General features: G+C 34.1%; 28 protein-coding genes. All 28 read left to right on the top strand.

Going from position 1 to position 14,847, the window contains the following annotated elements:
* The 28 genes from fusA (at position 1) to rpsD (ending at position 14,846) form a co-directional block, all read left to right on the top strand.
* A complete protein-coding gene (fusA, locus tag LACAL_RS02100; RefSeq protein WP_013869045.1) occupies positions 1 to 2,127 on the top strand; it encodes an elongation factor G in 2,127 nt (708 codons plus the stop codon).
* A gap of 11 nt (positions 2,128 to 2,138) precedes the next feature.
* Positions 2,139 to 2,444, top strand: coding sequence for a 30S ribosomal protein S10 (gene rpsJ / locus LACAL_RS02095; protein WP_007650482.1), 306 nt, complete (start codon positions 2,139 to 2,141; stop codon positions 2,442 to 2,444).
* 125 nt (positions 2,445 to 2,569) lie between these two features.
* Entirely contained in the window at positions 2,570 to 3,187 is a 618-nt protein-coding gene (rplC, locus tag LACAL_RS02090) for a 50S ribosomal protein L3 (RefSeq protein WP_013869044.1), read from the top strand.
* Positions 3,187 to 3,816 carry a 50S ribosomal protein L4 gene (gene rplD / locus LACAL_RS02085; RefSeq protein WP_013869043.1) on the top strand — a complete coding sequence of 210 codons (630 nt, stop codon included), beginning with the start codon at positions 3,187 to 3,189 and terminating at the stop codon, positions 3,814 to 3,816. The genes rplC and rplD overlap by 1 nt, the downstream gene beginning before the upstream one ends.
* 8 nt (positions 3,817 to 3,824) lie before the next feature.
* Complete coding sequence (rplW, locus tag LACAL_RS02080; protein ID WP_013869042.1) at positions 3,825 to 4,115, top strand: 50S ribosomal protein L23; 291 nt, start codon at positions 3,825 to 3,827, stop codon at positions 4,113 to 4,115.
* Between the two features lie 10 nt (positions 4,116 to 4,125).
* On the top strand, positions 4,126 to 4,950 hold the full coding sequence (rplB, locus tag LACAL_RS02075; protein WP_013869041.1) for a 50S ribosomal protein L2: 825 nt from the start codon (positions 4,126 to 4,128) through the stop codon (positions 4,948 to 4,950).
* A gap of 3 nt (positions 4,951 to 4,953) precedes the next feature.
* Positions 4,954 to 5,232, top strand: a complete 279-nt coding sequence (gene rpsS / locus LACAL_RS02070) for a 30S ribosomal protein S19 (RefSeq protein ID WP_013869040.1) — start codon at positions 4,954 to 4,956, stop codon at positions 5,230 to 5,232.
* A gap of 6 nt (positions 5,233 to 5,238) precedes the next feature.
* On the top strand, positions 5,239 to 5,646 hold the full coding sequence (gene rplV / locus LACAL_RS02065) for a 50S ribosomal protein L22 (RefSeq protein WP_013869039.1): 408 nt from the start codon (positions 5,239 to 5,241) through the stop codon (positions 5,644 to 5,646).
* A 7-nt stretch (positions 5,647 to 5,653) separates the two neighbouring features.
* Positions 5,654 to 6,376 carry a 30S ribosomal protein S3 gene (rpsC, locus tag LACAL_RS02060; protein ID WP_013869038.1) on the top strand — a complete coding sequence of 241 codons (723 nt, stop codon included), beginning with the start codon at positions 5,654 to 5,656 and terminating at the stop codon, positions 6,374 to 6,376.
* A 20-nt stretch (positions 6,377 to 6,396) separates the two neighbouring features.
* Complete coding sequence (gene rplP / locus LACAL_RS02055; protein WP_013869037.1) at positions 6,397 to 6,816, top strand: 50S ribosomal protein L16; 420 nt, start codon at positions 6,397 to 6,399, stop codon at positions 6,814 to 6,816.
* A gap of 13 nt (positions 6,817 to 6,829) precedes the next feature.
* Positions 6,830 to 7,021: a 50S ribosomal protein L29 gene (gene rpmC, locus LACAL_RS02050; protein ID WP_013869036.1), complete on the top strand. Its 192-nt coding sequence runs from the start codon at positions 6,830 to 6,832 to the stop codon at positions 7,019 to 7,021.
* A gap of 12 nt (positions 7,022 to 7,033) precedes the next feature.
* Positions 7,034 to 7,291 carry a 30S ribosomal protein S17 gene (gene rpsQ, locus LACAL_RS02045; RefSeq protein ID WP_013869035.1) on the top strand — a complete coding sequence of 86 codons (258 nt, stop codon included), beginning with the start codon at positions 7,034 to 7,036 and terminating at the stop codon, positions 7,289 to 7,291.
* Positions 7,292 to 7,293: 2 nt separating this feature from the next.
* Positions 7,294 to 7,662: a 50S ribosomal protein L14 gene (rplN, locus tag LACAL_RS02040; protein ID WP_013869034.1), complete on the top strand. Its 369-nt coding sequence runs from the start codon at positions 7,294 to 7,296 to the stop codon at positions 7,660 to 7,662.
* 37 nt (positions 7,663 to 7,699) lie between these two features.
* The gene (gene rplX / locus LACAL_RS02035; RefSeq protein WP_013869033.1) at positions 7,700 to 8,011 is read left to right on the top strand and encodes a 50S ribosomal protein L24; all 312 of its coding nucleotides are present in this window, start codon (positions 7,700 to 7,702) and stop codon (positions 8,009 to 8,011) included.
* 2 nt (positions 8,012 to 8,013) lie between these two features.
* Entirely contained in the window at positions 8,014 to 8,565 is a 552-nt protein-coding gene (rplE, locus tag LACAL_RS02030) for a 50S ribosomal protein L5 (protein WP_013869032.1), read from the top strand.
* A 3-nt stretch (positions 8,566 to 8,568) separates the two neighbouring features.
* A complete protein-coding gene (gene rpsN / locus LACAL_RS02025) occupies positions 8,569 to 8,838 on the top strand; it encodes a 30S ribosomal protein S14 (RefSeq protein WP_013869031.1) in 270 nt (89 codons plus the stop codon).
* A gap of 59 nt (positions 8,839 to 8,897) precedes the next feature.
* Positions 8,898 to 9,296, top strand: a complete 399-nt coding sequence (rpsH, locus tag LACAL_RS02020) for a 30S ribosomal protein S8 (protein WP_013869030.1) — start codon at positions 8,898 to 8,900, stop codon at positions 9,294 to 9,296.
* A 19-nt stretch (positions 9,297 to 9,315) separates the two neighbouring features.
* The gene (gene rplF / locus LACAL_RS02015) at positions 9,316 to 9,858 is read left to right on the top strand and encodes a 50S ribosomal protein L6 (RefSeq protein ID WP_013869029.1); all 543 of its coding nucleotides are present in this window, start codon (positions 9,316 to 9,318) and stop codon (positions 9,856 to 9,858) included.
* A gap of 10 nt (positions 9,859 to 9,868) precedes the next feature.
* Positions 9,869 to 10,225: a 50S ribosomal protein L18 gene (rplR, locus tag LACAL_RS02010; RefSeq protein WP_013869028.1), complete on the top strand. Its 357-nt coding sequence runs from the start codon at positions 9,869 to 9,871 to the stop codon at positions 10,223 to 10,225.
* Positions 10,226 to 10,231: 6 nt separating this feature from the next.
* On the top strand, positions 10,232 to 10,756 hold the full coding sequence (gene rpsE / locus LACAL_RS02005) for a 30S ribosomal protein S5 (RefSeq protein ID WP_013869027.1): 525 nt from the start codon (positions 10,232 to 10,234) through the stop codon (positions 10,754 to 10,756).
* An 11-nt stretch (positions 10,757 to 10,767) separates the two neighbouring features.
* The gene (gene rpmD, locus LACAL_RS02000) at positions 10,768 to 10,950 is read left to right on the top strand and encodes a 50S ribosomal protein L30 (RefSeq protein ID WP_013869026.1); all 183 of its coding nucleotides are present in this window, start codon (positions 10,768 to 10,770) and stop codon (positions 10,948 to 10,950) included.
* Between the two features lie 14 nt (positions 10,951 to 10,964).
* A complete protein-coding gene (gene rplO / locus LACAL_RS01995; protein ID WP_013869025.1) occupies positions 10,965 to 11,417 on the top strand; it encodes a 50S ribosomal protein L15 in 453 nt (150 codons plus the stop codon).
* Positions 11,418 to 11,432: 15 nt separating this feature from the next.
* A complete protein-coding gene (secY, locus tag LACAL_RS01990; protein WP_013869024.1) occupies positions 11,433 to 12,785 on the top strand; it encodes a preprotein translocase subunit SecY in 1,353 nt (450 codons plus the stop codon).
* A gap of 64 nt (positions 12,786 to 12,849) precedes the next feature.
* Positions 12,850 to 13,065: a translation initiation factor IF-1 gene (gene infA, locus LACAL_RS01985; protein WP_007094967.1), complete on the top strand. Its 216-nt coding sequence runs from the start codon at positions 12,850 to 12,852 to the stop codon at positions 13,063 to 13,065.
* A 5-nt stretch (positions 13,066 to 13,070) separates the two neighbouring features.
* Complete coding sequence (gene ykgO, locus LACAL_RS15155; RefSeq protein WP_013305171.1) at positions 13,071 to 13,187, top strand: type B 50S ribosomal protein L36; 117 nt, start codon at positions 13,071 to 13,073, stop codon at positions 13,185 to 13,187.
* Between the two features lie 2 nt (positions 13,188 to 13,189).
* Positions 13,190 to 13,561, top strand: coding sequence for a 30S ribosomal protein S13 (gene rpsM, locus LACAL_RS01980; protein WP_013869023.1), 372 nt, complete (start codon positions 13,190 to 13,192; stop codon positions 13,559 to 13,561).
* 114 nt (positions 13,562 to 13,675) lie between these two features.
* Positions 13,676 to 14,068 (top strand): 30S ribosomal protein S11, encoded by a 393-nt coding sequence (gene rpsK, locus LACAL_RS01975; protein WP_013869022.1) that lies wholly within the window; start codon positions 13,676 to 13,678, stop codon positions 14,066 to 14,068.
* Between the two features lie 172 nt (positions 14,069 to 14,240).
* Positions 14,241 to 14,846 carry a 30S ribosomal protein S4 gene (gene rpsD / locus LACAL_RS01970; protein ID WP_013869021.1) on the top strand — a complete coding sequence of 202 codons (606 nt, stop codon included), beginning with the start codon at positions 14,241 to 14,243 and terminating at the stop codon, positions 14,844 to 14,846.
* Position 14,847: the final 1 nt, after the last annotated feature.

The following is a 14,847-nucleotide window of genomic DNA, read 5'->3' as shown; positions in this document are numbered from 1 at the left end:
ATGGCAAGAGATTTAAAATTCACAAGAAACATAGGAATTGCAGCTCATATTGATGCTGGTAAAACAACTACAACAGAGCGTATTCTTTATTATACAGGAGTTTCACATAAAATTGGTGAAGTACATGATGGTGCTGCAACAATGGACTGGATGGAGCAAGAGCAAGAACGTGGTATTACTATTACTTCTGCAGCTACAACTTGTACATGGCAGTTTCCTTTAGAAAATGCGCAACCAACTCCAGAAACAAAAGGGTATCATTTTAATATTATAGATACTCCTGGTCACGTAGATTTTACTGTTGAAGTAAATAGGTCTTTACGTGTATTAGATGGTTTAGTATTTTTATTTAGTGCAGTAGATGGTGTTGAGCCACAATCTGAAACTAACTGGAGATTAGCAGATAACTACAAAGTTCCAAGAATTGGTTTCGTTAATAAAATGGACCGTCAGGGATCTAACTTTTTAGGTGTTTGTCAACAAGTAAAAGATATGTTAAAATCTAACGCGGTGCCAATCGTTTTAAACATTGGTGACGAAGCAGATTTTAAAGGTATTATAGATTTAGTAAAAAATCGTGCTATTGTATGGCATGATGAAACTCAAGGAGCAACTTTCGATGTTATCGAAATTCCTGAGGATATGAAAGCAGAAGCTCGTAAGTACCGTGCACTTTTAATTGAAGAAGTTGCAACTTACGATGAAAACCTTTTAGAAAAATTCATGGAAGATGAAGATTCTATTACAGAAGAAGAAGTGCATGCTGCACTTAGAGCTGCTGTAATGGATATGGCTATCATTCCAATGATATGTGGTTCAGCATTCAAAAATAAAGGTGTACAATTCTTATTAGACGCTGTTTGTCGTTATTTACCTTCTCCAACTGATAAAGAAGGAATTAGAGGTATTAACCCAGTGACAGATGAAGAAGAATTACGTAAGCCAGATGTAAAAGAGCCATTTTCAGCATTAGCATTTAAAATTGCTACAGATCCTTTTGTAGGACGTTTAGCATTCTTTAGAGCTTATTCTGGACGTTTAGATGCAGGTTCTTACATCTTAAATAACCGTTCTGGTAAAAAAGAACGTATTTCACGTATCTATCAAATGCACTCTAATAAACAAAATGCTATCGATTTTATTGAAGCAGGAGATATTGGAGCAGCAGTAGGATTTAAAGACATTAAGACTGGTGATACTATGTCTGATGAGAAGAATCCTATCGTTTTAGAATCTATGGACTTCCCAGATCCAGTAATTGGTATTGCGGTTGAGCCTAAAACTAAAGCAGATGTTGATAAATTAGGTATGGCTTTAGCTAAATTAGCAGAAGAAGATCCAACATTTACAGCTAGAACAGACGAGTCTTCAGGGCAAACAATTATATCAGGAATGGGTGAGTTACACTTAGATATTATTGTAGATCGTTTAAAGCGTGAGTTTAAAGTTGAAGTAAATCAAGGGCAACCTCAAGTTGAGTACAAAGAAGCTATTACTCAAGCTGCAGACCATAGAGAAACTTATAAGAAGCAGTCTGGTGGTCGTGGTAAATTTGCTGATATTGTATTTACAATTGAGCCAGCAGATGAAGGAGTAGTAGGACTTCAGTTTGAATCTATTATTAAAGGTGGTAACGTTCCTAAAGAATTCATTCCATCTATTGAAAAAGGATTTAAAATGGCAATGGTAAATGGTCCATTAGCAGGATATGAAGTAGATTCTATGAAAGTAACATTAAAAGATGGATCTTACCATGATGTAGATTCAGATCAGTTATCTTTCGAATTAGCAGCTAAATTAGGATTTAAAAATTCAGCAAAGGCAGCTAAAGCAGTTATTATGGAGCCTATTATGAAATTAGAAGTTATTACTCCTGAAGAGAATATGGGTGATATTGTAGGTGATTTAAACAGAAGAAGAGGTCAAGTAAGTGACATGGGAGATAGAGCTGGTGCAAAAACTGTAAAAGCAACTGTACCATTATCTGAAATGTTTGGATATGTAACAACATTAAGAACATTATCTTCTGGACGTGCGACATCAACAATGGAATTTTCACACTATGCTGAAACACCTTCAAATATATCTGAAGAAGTAATTAAAGCAGCTAAAGGCGTAGAAGCTTAAAACTAAAGAAAATGAGTCAAAAAATTAGAATAAAATTAAAGTCTTACGATCACAATTTAGTTGACAAGTCTGCTGATAAGATTGTAAAAACAGTAAAGAGTACTGGAGCTGTTGTAACGGGCCCAATTCCATTACCAACACACAAGAAAATTTTCACTGTACTACGTTCACCACACGTAAATAAGAAGTCAAGAGAACAATTTCAATTAAGCTCTTACAAGAGATTATTAGATATTTACTCTTCATCTTCAAAAACAATTGATGCTCTTATGAAGTTAGAGTTACCAAGTGGAGTAGAAGTAGAAATCAAAGTTTAAGTATAAACTTTACATGTCCTTAACGATGGTTAAGGAAAAACGGATAAAAATACAATTCAAGGCTGAAACGTATTTTCAGCCTTGAATGTTTTTTAATAAATAATAACAATAAATAAATAATAATTATGTCTGGGTTAATTGGAAAAAAAATCGGTATGACCAGCATTTTCGATGAAAATGGAAAAAACATTCCATGTACAGTAATCGAAGCTGGACCATGTATCGTTACCCAAGTCAGAACTGAAGAAGTTGATGGCTATAAAGCTGTTCAATTAGGTTTCGATGACGCGACAGAAAAAAGTGCTACAAAAGCTGACCTTGGTCATGCTAAAAAAGCAGGAACTTCTGTAAAACGCAAAATCGCCGAATTTCAAGGTTTTGAGGAGGAGTACAAGTTAGGTGATGCAATCACTGTAGAGCACTTCGCAGAAGGCGAATTTGTAGATGTTTCAGGAACATCAAAAGGTAAAGGATTTCAAGGTGTTGTAAAACGTCATGGTTTCGGTGGTGTAGGTCAAGCTACTCACGGTCAACATAACCGTTTAAGAGCGCCAGGATCTATTGGAGCTGCATCTTATCCTGCAAGAGTTTTCAAAGGAATGAAAATGGCAGGAAGAATGGGTGGAGACACAATTAAAGTTCAAAATTTAAGAGTTTTAAAAGTAGTAACTGAAAAGAATCTACTTGTGGTTAAGGGATGTGTTCCTGGTCACAAAAACGCTTATGTAATTATTAGAAAATAATGAAAGTAGCAGTTTTAGATATAAACGGAAAAGAAACAGGCAGAAAGGCAGACCTTTCTAGCGATGTTTTTGCTATTGAGCCTAATAATCATGCAGTGTATTTGGATGTTAAACAATATTTAGCAAACCAAAGACAAGGTACTCACAAAGCTAAAGAAAGAGCTGAGATTACTGGATCAACACGTAAGATTAAAAAGCAAAAAGGAACTGGTACAGCTAGAGCAGGTTCTATTAAGTCTGGTGTTTTTAAAGGTGGTGGACGTATGTTTGGTCCAAGACCAAGAAACTACAGTTTCAAACTTAATAAAAACTTAAAAAGATTAGCTCGTAAATCAGCTTTCAGTATTAAGGCAAATGAGAAAGCAATTGTTGTTTTAGAAGACTTCAATTTCGACTCTCCAAAGACTAAAAATTTCACTAATATTTTGAAAGCTTTAGACTTACAAAATAAAAAATCACTCTTCGTGTTGGGTGCGTCAAATAATAATGTATATTTGTCGTCACGCAATTTAAAAGGCTCTGAAGTAGTAACTGCTTCAGAATTAAGTACTTATAAGATTTTAAATGCAAATCAAGTAGTGCTTTTAGAAGGAGCTTTAGAAGGAATTGTAACGAATTTAAGTAAATAAGAAACAAAATGAGTATCTTAATTAAACCTATAATCACAGAAAAAGCAACTGCAAACAGCGAATTAAACAACTGTTTCAGCTTCTTCGTGAACACTAAGGCGAACAAGGTAGAAATTAAAAAAGCAGTTGAAGCTGCTTATGGAGTTTCTGTAGAAAAAGTTCGTACTATAAATGTCCGTCCAGATAGAAGTACCAAATACACAAAAACTGGTATTCAACATGGTAAAACTAACGCATTAAAAAAAGCGATAGTACAACTGGCGGAAGGTGAGATAATTGATTTATACACTAACATGTAATTAAAGACAAATGTCAGTAAGAAAATTAAAACCAATCACACCAGGACAGCGATTTAGAGTTGTTAATGGATTTGACGCCATTACAACTGATAAGCCGGAGAAAAGTTTATTAGCTCCGAAAAAACGTTCAGGTGGTAGAAACAGTCAAGGTCGTATGACTATGCGCTACAAAGGTGGTGGTCATAAGAAAAGGTATCGTATTATCGATTTTAAAAGAACTAAAGCAGGGATTCCTGCAGAAGTTGCTTCAATCCAGTACGATCCAAACCGTACAGCGTTCATCGCATTATTAAATTACCAAGATGGTGAGAAAACTTATGTAATTGCTCAAAATGGCTTACAAGTTGGACAAACTGTTGTTTCAGGTGATAATGTAGCTCCAGAAATTGGAAATGCAATGCCTTTAGCAAATATACCATTAGGAACAATTATCTCTTGTATAGAGTTGCGTCCTGGTCAAGGAGCTGTTATGGCTCGTAGTGCTGGTGCTTTTGCTCAATTAATGGCAAGAGATGGTAAATTTGCAACAGTTAAATTACCGTCAGGTGAAACAAGATTAATCTTGGTTACATGTATGGCTACAATTGGAGTGGTATCTAATTCAGATCACCAATTATTAGTTTCAGGTAAAGCAGGTAGATCAAGATGGTTAGGAAGAAGACCAAGAACTAGACCAGTAGTAATGAACCCGGTTGATCACCCAATGGGAGGTGGTGAAGGTAAATCTGCAGGTGGACATCCGCGTTCTAGAAACGGTATACCGGCTAAAGGATTTAGAACACGTTCTAAAACTAAAGCAAGTAATAAATATATTGTAGAACGTAGAAAAAAATAAGACATGGCAAGATCATTAAAAAAAGGACCTTACGTTCATTATAAATTAGAAAGAAAAGTTGCTGCTAATGTAGAGGCTAACAAAAAAACTGTAATCAAAACTTGGTCAAGAGCTAGTATGATTACTCCAGATTTTGTTGGGCAAACTATTGCAGTACACAATGGCCGCCAATTTGTACCAGTATATGTTACAGAAAACATGGTAGGACATAAATTAGGAGAATTTTCACCAACACGTTCATTTCGTGGACACGCTGGTGCTAAAAATAAAGGTAAAAAGTAGTAAGCTATGGGAAGTCGTAAAAAACAAATGGCAGACGCTATTAAGGAAGGTAAAAAGCAAGTTGCTTTTGCTAAACTTAATAACTGTCCTACATCACCAAGAAAAATGCGTTTAGTAGCCGATTTAGTAAGAGGTGAACGCGTAGAAAAAGCACTTAACATTTTAAAGTTTTCTCAAAAAGAAGCTTCTAATCGTTTAGAGAAATTGTTAGTATCTGCAATTGCAAACTGGCAAGCTAAAAACGAGGATGCTTCAATTGAAGAAGCAGAATTATTTGTTAAAGAGATTAGAGTAGACGGAGGCGCAATGTTAAAAAGATTACGTCCAGCACCTCAAGGTCGTGCACACAGAATAAGAAAACGTTCTAACCACGTAACAATCGTAGTTGGAGCTAACAATAATACACAAAGCTAAGATAGATATGGGACAGAAAACAAATCCAATCGGGAATCGCTTAGGAATTATCAGAGGATGGGAATCTAACTGGTACGGAGGAAACGATTATGGTGATAAACTTGCCGAAGACGATAAGATTAGAAAATACGTTCACGCGCGTTTATCTAAAGCTAGTGTAAGTAGAGTAATAATCGAAAGAACTTTAAAGCTTGTAACCGTTACTATCACTACTGCTAGACCAGGTATTATAATTGGTAAAGGAGGACAAGAGGTAGACAAGTTAAAAGAAGAGCTTAAGAAAATTACTGGTAAAGAAGTTCAGATCAATATCTTTGAAATAAAGAGACCTGAATTAGATGCATTTTTAGTAGGAACAAGTATCGCTCGTCAAATTGAAAATAGAATTTCATATAGACGTGCAATTAAGATGGCTATTGCTGCAACAATGCGTATGAATGCTGAAGGAATTAAAATCCAAATTAGTGGTCGTTTAAACGGTGCAGAAATGGCACGTTCAGAACACTATAAAGAAGGACGTATTCCTTTATCAACTTTTAGAGCCGATATTGACTATGCTTTAGTTGAGGCACATACTACTTATGGTAGATTAGGTGTTAAAGTATGGATCATGAAAGGTGAAGTATATGGTAAAAGAGAACTTTCTCCGCTTGTTGGATTATCTAAGAAGCAAGGAAAAGGTGGAAGAGGCGGAAGAGATAATAAAAATCAATCTCGTCGTAGAAAGTAATTTTTTAAAGAACAAGAAAAATGTTACAGCCTAAAAGAACAAAATTTCGTAAACAACAAAAAGGACGTATGAAAGGAAATGCCGGAAGAGGGCACCAACTTTCAAACGGAACTTTTGGAATAAAATCACTAGACTCGAACTTTTTAACTTCGCGTCAAATAGAAGCAGCACGTATTGCCGCTACACGTTACATGAAAAGAGAAGGGCAACTTTGGATTAAAATATTTCCAGACAAGCCTATTACAAAGAAACCTCTAGAAGTACGTATGGGTAAAGGTAAAGGTGCCGTAGAATATTGGGCAGCAGTTGTAAAGCCAGGTAGAGTACTTTTTGAAATAGGGGGAGTACCTCTAGACGTTGCAAAAGAAGCATTACGTTTAGCAGCACAAAAGTTACCTGTAAAAACTAAGTTTTTAATCGCTAGAGATTACGAAGCATAATTTATTTGATATTATGAAACAATCAGAAATTAAAGAATTATCTGTAGCTGAGTTACAAGAGAAACTTAGTGAGACAAAAAAGAGTTATTCAGACCTAAAAATGGCACATGCAATATCTCCTTTAGATAACCCAATTCAATTACGATCTGTAAGAAGAGATGTAGCTAGATTGGCAACGGAATTAACTAAAAGAGAATTACAATAATTCTGCTGAAAGATGGAAAAAAGAAACTTAAGAAAAGAACGTATAGGAGTAGTTACTAGTAACAAAATGATGAAATCAATCGTTGTTGCCGAAGTAAAGAAAGTTAAACATCCTATGTACGGAAAATTCGTTTTAAAAACGAAAAAATACGTAGCACACGACGAAACAAACGACTGTAACATTGGAGATACAGTAAAGATCATGGAAACAAGACCTTTATCTAAATCAAAATGTTGGAGATTAGTTGAAATAATTGAAAGAGCGAAGTAATTATGGTACAACAAGAATCAAGAATAAAAGTAGCAGATAATACTGGTGCAAAGGAAGTTTTAGTTATCCGTGTATTAGGAGGAACTAAAAGAAGATACGCTTCTGTAGGAGATAAAGTTGTTGTTTCTGTTAAAGATGCAACTCCTAATGGAAACATTAAGAAAAAAGCAGTTTCTACCGCAGTTGTTGTTCGTACTAAAAAAGAAGTAAGACGTCCAGATGGATCTTATATAAGATTTGATGATAACGCATGTGTACTTTTAAATCCAACAGGAGAAATGAGAGGAACACGTGTTTTTGGACCGGTTGCGAGAGAACTTCGTGATAAACAATTCATGAAAATTGTATCATTAGCACCAGAAGTGCTATAACAAAGGAGGTTTACTCCATTGTAAAAAAAACAATAAGATGACAAAGCTTAAAATAAAATCTGGAGATACTGTAAAAGTAATTGCTGGAGATCACAAAGGATCTGAAGGGAAAGTACAAAAAGTATTATCTGGTAAGAACAAAGCGATCGTTGAGGGTGTAAACATGGTTAAGAAACATACTAAACCAAGTGCACAAAGCCCACAAGGAGGAATCGTAGAGAAAGAAGCTCCAATTCAAATATCAAATTTATCATTGTTAACTTCTAAAGGAGAAACAACAAGAGTTGGATATAGAATGGAAGATGGAAAGAAAGTAAGATTTTCAAAAAAATCAAACGAAGTAATATAGTTATGGCATATTCACCTAGACTTAAAGAAGAGTATAAAAGCAGAGTAATTGCAGCTCTTACAGAAGAATTTGGTTACAGTAATGTAATGCAAGTACCTAAACTTAAAAAGATCGTTGTATCTAGAGGTGTTGGTGCTGCAGTTGCAGATAAAAAGTTAGTAGACTACGCAGTAGACGAATTAACAACTATAACTGGACAAAAAGCTATAGCAACGTTATCTAAAAAAGATGTTGCAACTTTCAAATTACGTAAAGGAATGCCAATTGGAGCAATGGTTACGTTAAGAGGAGAAAGAATGTACGAATTTTTAGACCGTTTAGTAACTTCAGCATTACCACGTGTTAGAGACTTCAGTGGTATTAAAGCTAAAGGTTTTGATGGAAGAGGTAATTACAATTTAGGAATTACTGAGCAAATTATCTTTCCAGAAATAGATATTGATAAAATCAATAAAATTTCAGGAATGGATATTACATTTGTAACTTCTGCTGAAACAGATAAAGAAGCAAAATCATTATTAACTGAATTAGGATTACCTTTTCAAAAAAACTAAGTTATGGCTAAAGAATCAATGAAAGCCCGCGAGGTGAAAAGAGCTAAAACAGTAGCTAAATATGCTGAAAAACGTAAGGCTTTAAAAGAAGCTGGAGATTATGAAGCATTACAAAAGTTACCAAAAAATGCCTCTCCAATTCGTCAGCACAATAGATGTAAATTAACAGGAAGACCAAAAGGTTACATGCGTACATTTGGAATTTCTCGTGTTATGTTTAGAGAAATGGCTAACCAAGGTTTAATACCTGGTGTTAAAAAAGCAAGTTGGTAAATTATAAATTGGTCTAAGGTTCACAATAGTGTGAAAACCAAGTCCGCAAATTAATACATATGTATACAGATCCAATTGCAGATTTTCTTACTAGAATTAGAAACGCAGTGCGTGCTAATCACAGAGTAGTTGAAATACCTGCATCAAATTTAAAAAAGGATATAACAAAAATATTATTCGATCAAGGATATATTTTAAGTTATAAATTCGATGATTCTTCTGTACAGGGAACAATTAAAATTGCCCTTAAGTACAATAAAGAAACAAAAGAACCAGTAATTAGAAAATTACAACGAATCAGTAAACCTGGTTTACGTAAATACTCTAGTTCAACAGAATTACCAAGAATCTTAAACGGTTTGGGTATAGCTATCGTTTCTACTTCACATGGAGTAATGACTGGTAAGCAAGCTCAACGTGAGAATGTTGGTGGTGAAGTTTTATGTTACGTTTACTAATCTATAAAACAAGAAAGAGATGTCAAGAATAGGAAATAATCCAGTGGCAATTCCAGAAGGAGTTACTGTAGAAGTAAAAGATAACGTAATCACAGCAAAAGGGAAATTAGGAGAATTAACTCAACCTTTTGACACTGTAGATGTAAAAGTTGAAGAAGGAAATGTAATAGTTTCTCGTCCTTCAGATAATAAAGAAAGTAAAGCAAAGCACGGTTTATACAGATCACTTGTAAGCAATATGATTGAAGGTGTATCTAAAGGATGGACTAAAGAGCTTGAGCTAGTAGGAGTAGGATATAGAGCAAGTAACCAAGGTAACAAATTAGAGTTAGCTTTAGGTTTTTCTCATAACATTGTTATGAGTATTGCACCAGAAGTGAAAGTGGAAACGGTTTCAGATAAAGGTAAAAATCCAATCATTAAGTTAACATCACATGACAAACAATTAGTTGGACAAGTAGCTGCGAAAATTCGTGGATTTAGAAAACCAGAACCTTACAAAGGAAAAGGTATCAAGTTTGTAGGTGAAATACTAAGAAGAAAAGCTGGTAAATCAGCATAATAATTAAGTTATGGCGTTAACAAAAAACGAAAGAAGACTAAGAATAAAAAGCAGAATCCGTAAGGTTGTTTCTGGTACAGGAGCAAGACCGCGATTAGCTGTTTATAGAAGTAATAAAGAAATTTATGCTCAAATTGTTGATGATGTTACTGGTAAAACTTTAGTAGCAGCTTCTTCTAGAGATAAAGACATTAGTTCTGCAAAAGGTAATAAAAGTGAAGTAGCTACATTAGTAGGTAAGTCAGTTGCCGAAAAAGCAATTAAAGCTGGAATAGATACTATTTCTTTTGATAGAGGTGGATATTTATATCATGGTAGAGTAAAATCATTAGCTGAAGGAGCTAGAGAAGCAGGACTTAAATTCTAAGAAATTATGTATCAAAAATACAAAAGCGCAGAGTTAGTAAAACCAAGTGGATTAGATCTTAAAGATCGTTTAGTTGGTGTACAAAGAGTTACTAAAGTAACAAAAGGTGGTAGAGCATTTGGTTTTTCAGCAATCGTAGTGGTTGGTGATGAAGCAGGTGTAGTAGGACACGGTTTAGGAAAATCTAAAGATGTAGCTAGTGCAATTGCAAAAGCTATTGAAGATGCTAAAAAGAACTTAGTTCGTATTCCTATCATTAAAGGAACTTTACCACACGAACAAAAAGGTAAATTTGGTGGAGCAAGAGTAAACATCATTCCTGCAGCTCCTGGTACAGGAGTAATTGCTGGTGGAGCTGTAAGAACAGTTTTAGAAGCAGTAGGAGTACATGATGTATTATCTAAATCTCAAGGATCATCAAACCCACATAACGTAGTTAAAGCAACTTTTGATGCATTATTGCAATTAAGAAGTGCAGAAGCTATTGCTCGTGAGAGAGGAATTTCATTAGAGAAAGTTTTTAACGGTTAATATTTACAGAAATGGCAAAAATAAAAGTAACAAAAGTTAAGAGCGCAATCAACCGTACAAAAAGACAAAAGTTAACATTATTAGCTTTAGGATTAAAAAAGGTTGGTCAAACTATTGAGCACGAAGACACTCCTAATATATTAGGAATGATTAGAAAAGTTAATCACTTAGTTTCTGTAGAAGAAACTAAATAACAACATACTGAAAAATGAATTTAAGTAATTTAAAACCTGCAGAAGGTTCAGTAAAAAATCAAGGAAAAAGAATTGGACGTGGACAAGGTTCTGGAAAAGGTGGTACTGCAACTCGTGGTCACAAAGGAGCTAAATCTCGTTCAGGATATTCTAAAAAAGTTGGTTTTGAAGGTGGACAAATGCCTCTTCAAAGACGTGTACCTAAATTTGGTTTTACAAACATCAACCGTAAAGAGCACCAAGGCATTAACTTGGATACTATACAGCAATTAGTTGATGATAATAAAATTAAAGATACATTAGATTTAGAAACTATCGTTTCTTTAGGTTTAGCTGGTAAAAATGAACTAGTTAAAATCTTAGGAAGAGGAGAGTTAAAAGCAAAATTAAATGTAACTGCACATAAATTTACTGCTACTGCAAAAGCCGCTATCGAAGCAGCAGGAGGAGAAGCAGCAACTTTATAAGACCAACTAAAGAATATGAAATTTATAGAAACGTTAAAAAATGTTTGGAAAATAGAGGAACTAAGAAACCGAATCATATTTACATTAGGTTTATTATTAGTTTATCGTTTTGGAGCACAAGTTGTATTACCAGGTATAGATGCTACTCAGTTAGCTAACTTACAAGATGCAACAGGTCAAGGTATCTTAGGTGTTTTAAATGCATTTACTGGTGGAGCATTTGCTAATGCATCAGTTTTTGCATTAGGTATTATGCCATACATATCTGCATCAATTGTTGTACAATTAATGGGTATTGCAATTCCTTACTTACAAAAATTACAAAAAGAAGGAGCAAGCGGGCAAAAGAAAATTACTCAAATAACTCGTTGGTTAACTATTGCTATTTGTTTAGTTCAAGCACCAGGTTATTTGGCAAGTTTAGGTCCAATGTTTGGTATTCCTGATTCAGCATTTTTACTAGGTCAAGGTGGCGTTTTCTATTTCTCATCAATAGTGATTTTAGTAACTGGTTGTATTTTTGCAATGTGGTTAGGAGAAAAGATTACAGATAAAGGTATTGGTAATGGTATATCATTATTAATTATGGTAGGTATTATAGCTACATTGCCTAAATCATTTTTACAAAATGCTGTATCTAGATTGGATACAGGAAATAATGTAATGATGATTTTATTTGAAATCGTAATTTGGTTTGCAATTATTGCAGCATCTATTCTGTTAGTTATGGCTGTTAGAAAAATAGCAGTACAATATGCTAGAAGATCAGCTACAGGTGGATACGAAAAAAATGTTTTTGGTGGAGCAAGACAATTTATTCCTTTAAAGCTTAATGCTTCTGGAGTTATGCCTATTATATTTGCTCAAGCAATTATGTTTGTTCCTGGATTAATTGGAGGTTCATCTTTATTAAAAGATACTTCAGCAGGACTTTGGATGCAAGCTAATTTCTCAGATATGTTTGGTTTATGGTACAATATAGTATTTGGTTTATTAATTATAATATTTACTTATTTTTATACTGCTATTACAGTACCAACAAATAAAATGGCAGACGATCTTAAACGTAGTGGAGGTTTTATTCCTGGAATTAGACCAGGATCTGAAACTTCAGAATATCTAGATAAAATAATGTCTCAAATTACATTACCAGGTTCAATATTTTTAGCATTAATAGCTGTTTTTCCAGCATTTGTGTTTAAATTAATGGGAGTACAATCTGGATGGGCATTATTTTTCGGTGGTACATCATTACTTATTATGGTTGGAGTTGCAATTGATACTATGCAACAAGTAAATTCTTACTTGTTAAATAGACACTATGATGGCTTGATGAAAACTGGTAAAAATAGAAAAGCAGTAGCTTAATGTAAAACTTTAGAAAATAAGTTAGGCAAGGTATTTGTACTACTGTTTCTAAAAAAAAATATATATGGCAAAACAAGCAGCAATAGAACAAGACGGAACAATTATAGAAGCATTATCAAATGCTATGTTTCGTGTAGAACTAGAAAATGGTCACATTGTGACAGCACACATATCTGGTAAAATGCGTATGCATTACATTAAGTTACTACCAGGAGATAAAGTAAAATTAGAAATGAGTCCTTATGATTTAACTAAGGCTCGAATAACTTATAGATACTAACAGAGATGAAAGTAAGAGCATCAGTTAAAAAAAGAAGTGCAGATTGCAAAATCGTGCGCAGAAAAGGCAGACTTTACGTCATTAACAAAAAGAATCCTAGATTCAAACAAAGACAAGGGTAATTATGGCAAGAATTGCAGGTGTAGACATACCAAAAAACAAAAGAGGAGTTATTGCATTAACTTATATCTACGGAGTAGGTAGAAGTAGAGCACAAGAGATTTTAGCAACGGCTAAAGTAGACGAAAGCATCAAAGTACAAGATTGGACAGATGATCAAATTGGAGCAATCCGTGAGACTGTTGGAACTTTTACAATTGAAGGTGAATTACGTTCTGAAACACAATTAAACATTAAGCGATTAATGGATATTGGATGTTACAGAGGTATACGTCATAGAGCTGGTTTACCTTTAAGAGGTCAACGTACTAAAAACAACTCTAGAACTAGAAAAGGTAGAAGAAAAACGGTTGCTAACAAAAAGAAGGCAAGCTAAAAAATAATTTATTTATTTAGTCTTTAGTATTTAGACGTTGGAAAGAATCTGTTTGAAATGATAATAGTTTAGGATTCTAGCGACTATACACTAATTACTTAGAACTATAGAAATATGGCAAAGACAAATACAAAATCAACTAAAAAACGTAAAGTTATAGTTGAGTCAGTTGGAGAAGCGCACATTACAGCATCTTTCAACAACATCATTATCTCATTAACAAACAAAAAAGGAGACGTTATTTCATGGTCTTCTGCTGGTAAAATGGGATTTAGAGGTTCTAAAAAGAACACTCCTTATGCAGCTCAATTATGTGCAGAAGATGCTTCTGCAGTAGCTAAAGAAGCTGGATTAAAAAAAGTAAAAGTTTATGTTAAAGGTCCAGGAAATGGTAGAGAATCTGCTATCCGTTCAATCCATAACGCAGGAATCGAAGTAACAGAAATTATTGATGTTACTCCATTACCACACAATGGATGTCGTCCTCCAAAACGTAGAAGAGTATAATTTATACAACTTATTAAAAATAATATCAGCTATATAACATAGCTGATGTTATTTTTTTTGTATAAATTTGCAAACTGAAAAATAATAATCAAGTATTAATGAGGGAACTACGATTGTCGAAGGATAAGATTTAGACCTTAATTCACAATCACTCTCAAAAAAACAATTTAAAATGGCAAGATATACTGGTCCTAAAACTAAAATAGCTCGTAAATTTGGCGAAGCTATATTCGGAGATGATAAAGCTTTCGAAAAAAGAAATTACCCACCAGGACAACACGGAAATAACCGTCGTCGTGGAAAAAAATCTGAATATGCAATCCAGTTAATGGAAAAGCAAAAAGCTAAATATACTTATGGTATATTAGAAAAGCAATTCAGAAATATGTTTAAAAGAGCTACAGCAGCACCAGGAATTACAGGTGAAGTTTTATTACAACTATGTGAGTCTAGATTAGACAACGTTGTATTTAGAATGGGAATCGCTCCTACAAGAAGCGCAGCTAGACAATTAGTATCACATAGACATATTACAGTAAATGGTGAGTTGGTAAACGTACCTTCTTACCAATTAAAAGCTGGTGATGTTGTAGCAGTAAGAGAAAAATCTAAATCTCTTGAAGCTATTGAAAGGTCATTATCTAACTCAAGTAATGTATTTGAGTGGATTACTTGGAACACAGAAACAAAGCAAGGAACTTATGTATCTGTGCCTGCTAGAATTCAAATTCCAGAAAACATCAACGAGCAATTCATCGTAGAATTATACTCTAAATAAT

Origin of the sequence: Lacinutrix sp. 5H-3-7-4 (assembly GCF_000211855.2) — a bacterium.
Lineage (GTDB): Bacteria > Bacteroidota > Bacteroidia > Flavobacteriales > Flavobacteriaceae > Lacinutrix.
Note: the sequence above shows the minus strand (reverse complement) of the source record. Positions and strands in the feature narration are given on the sequence as shown.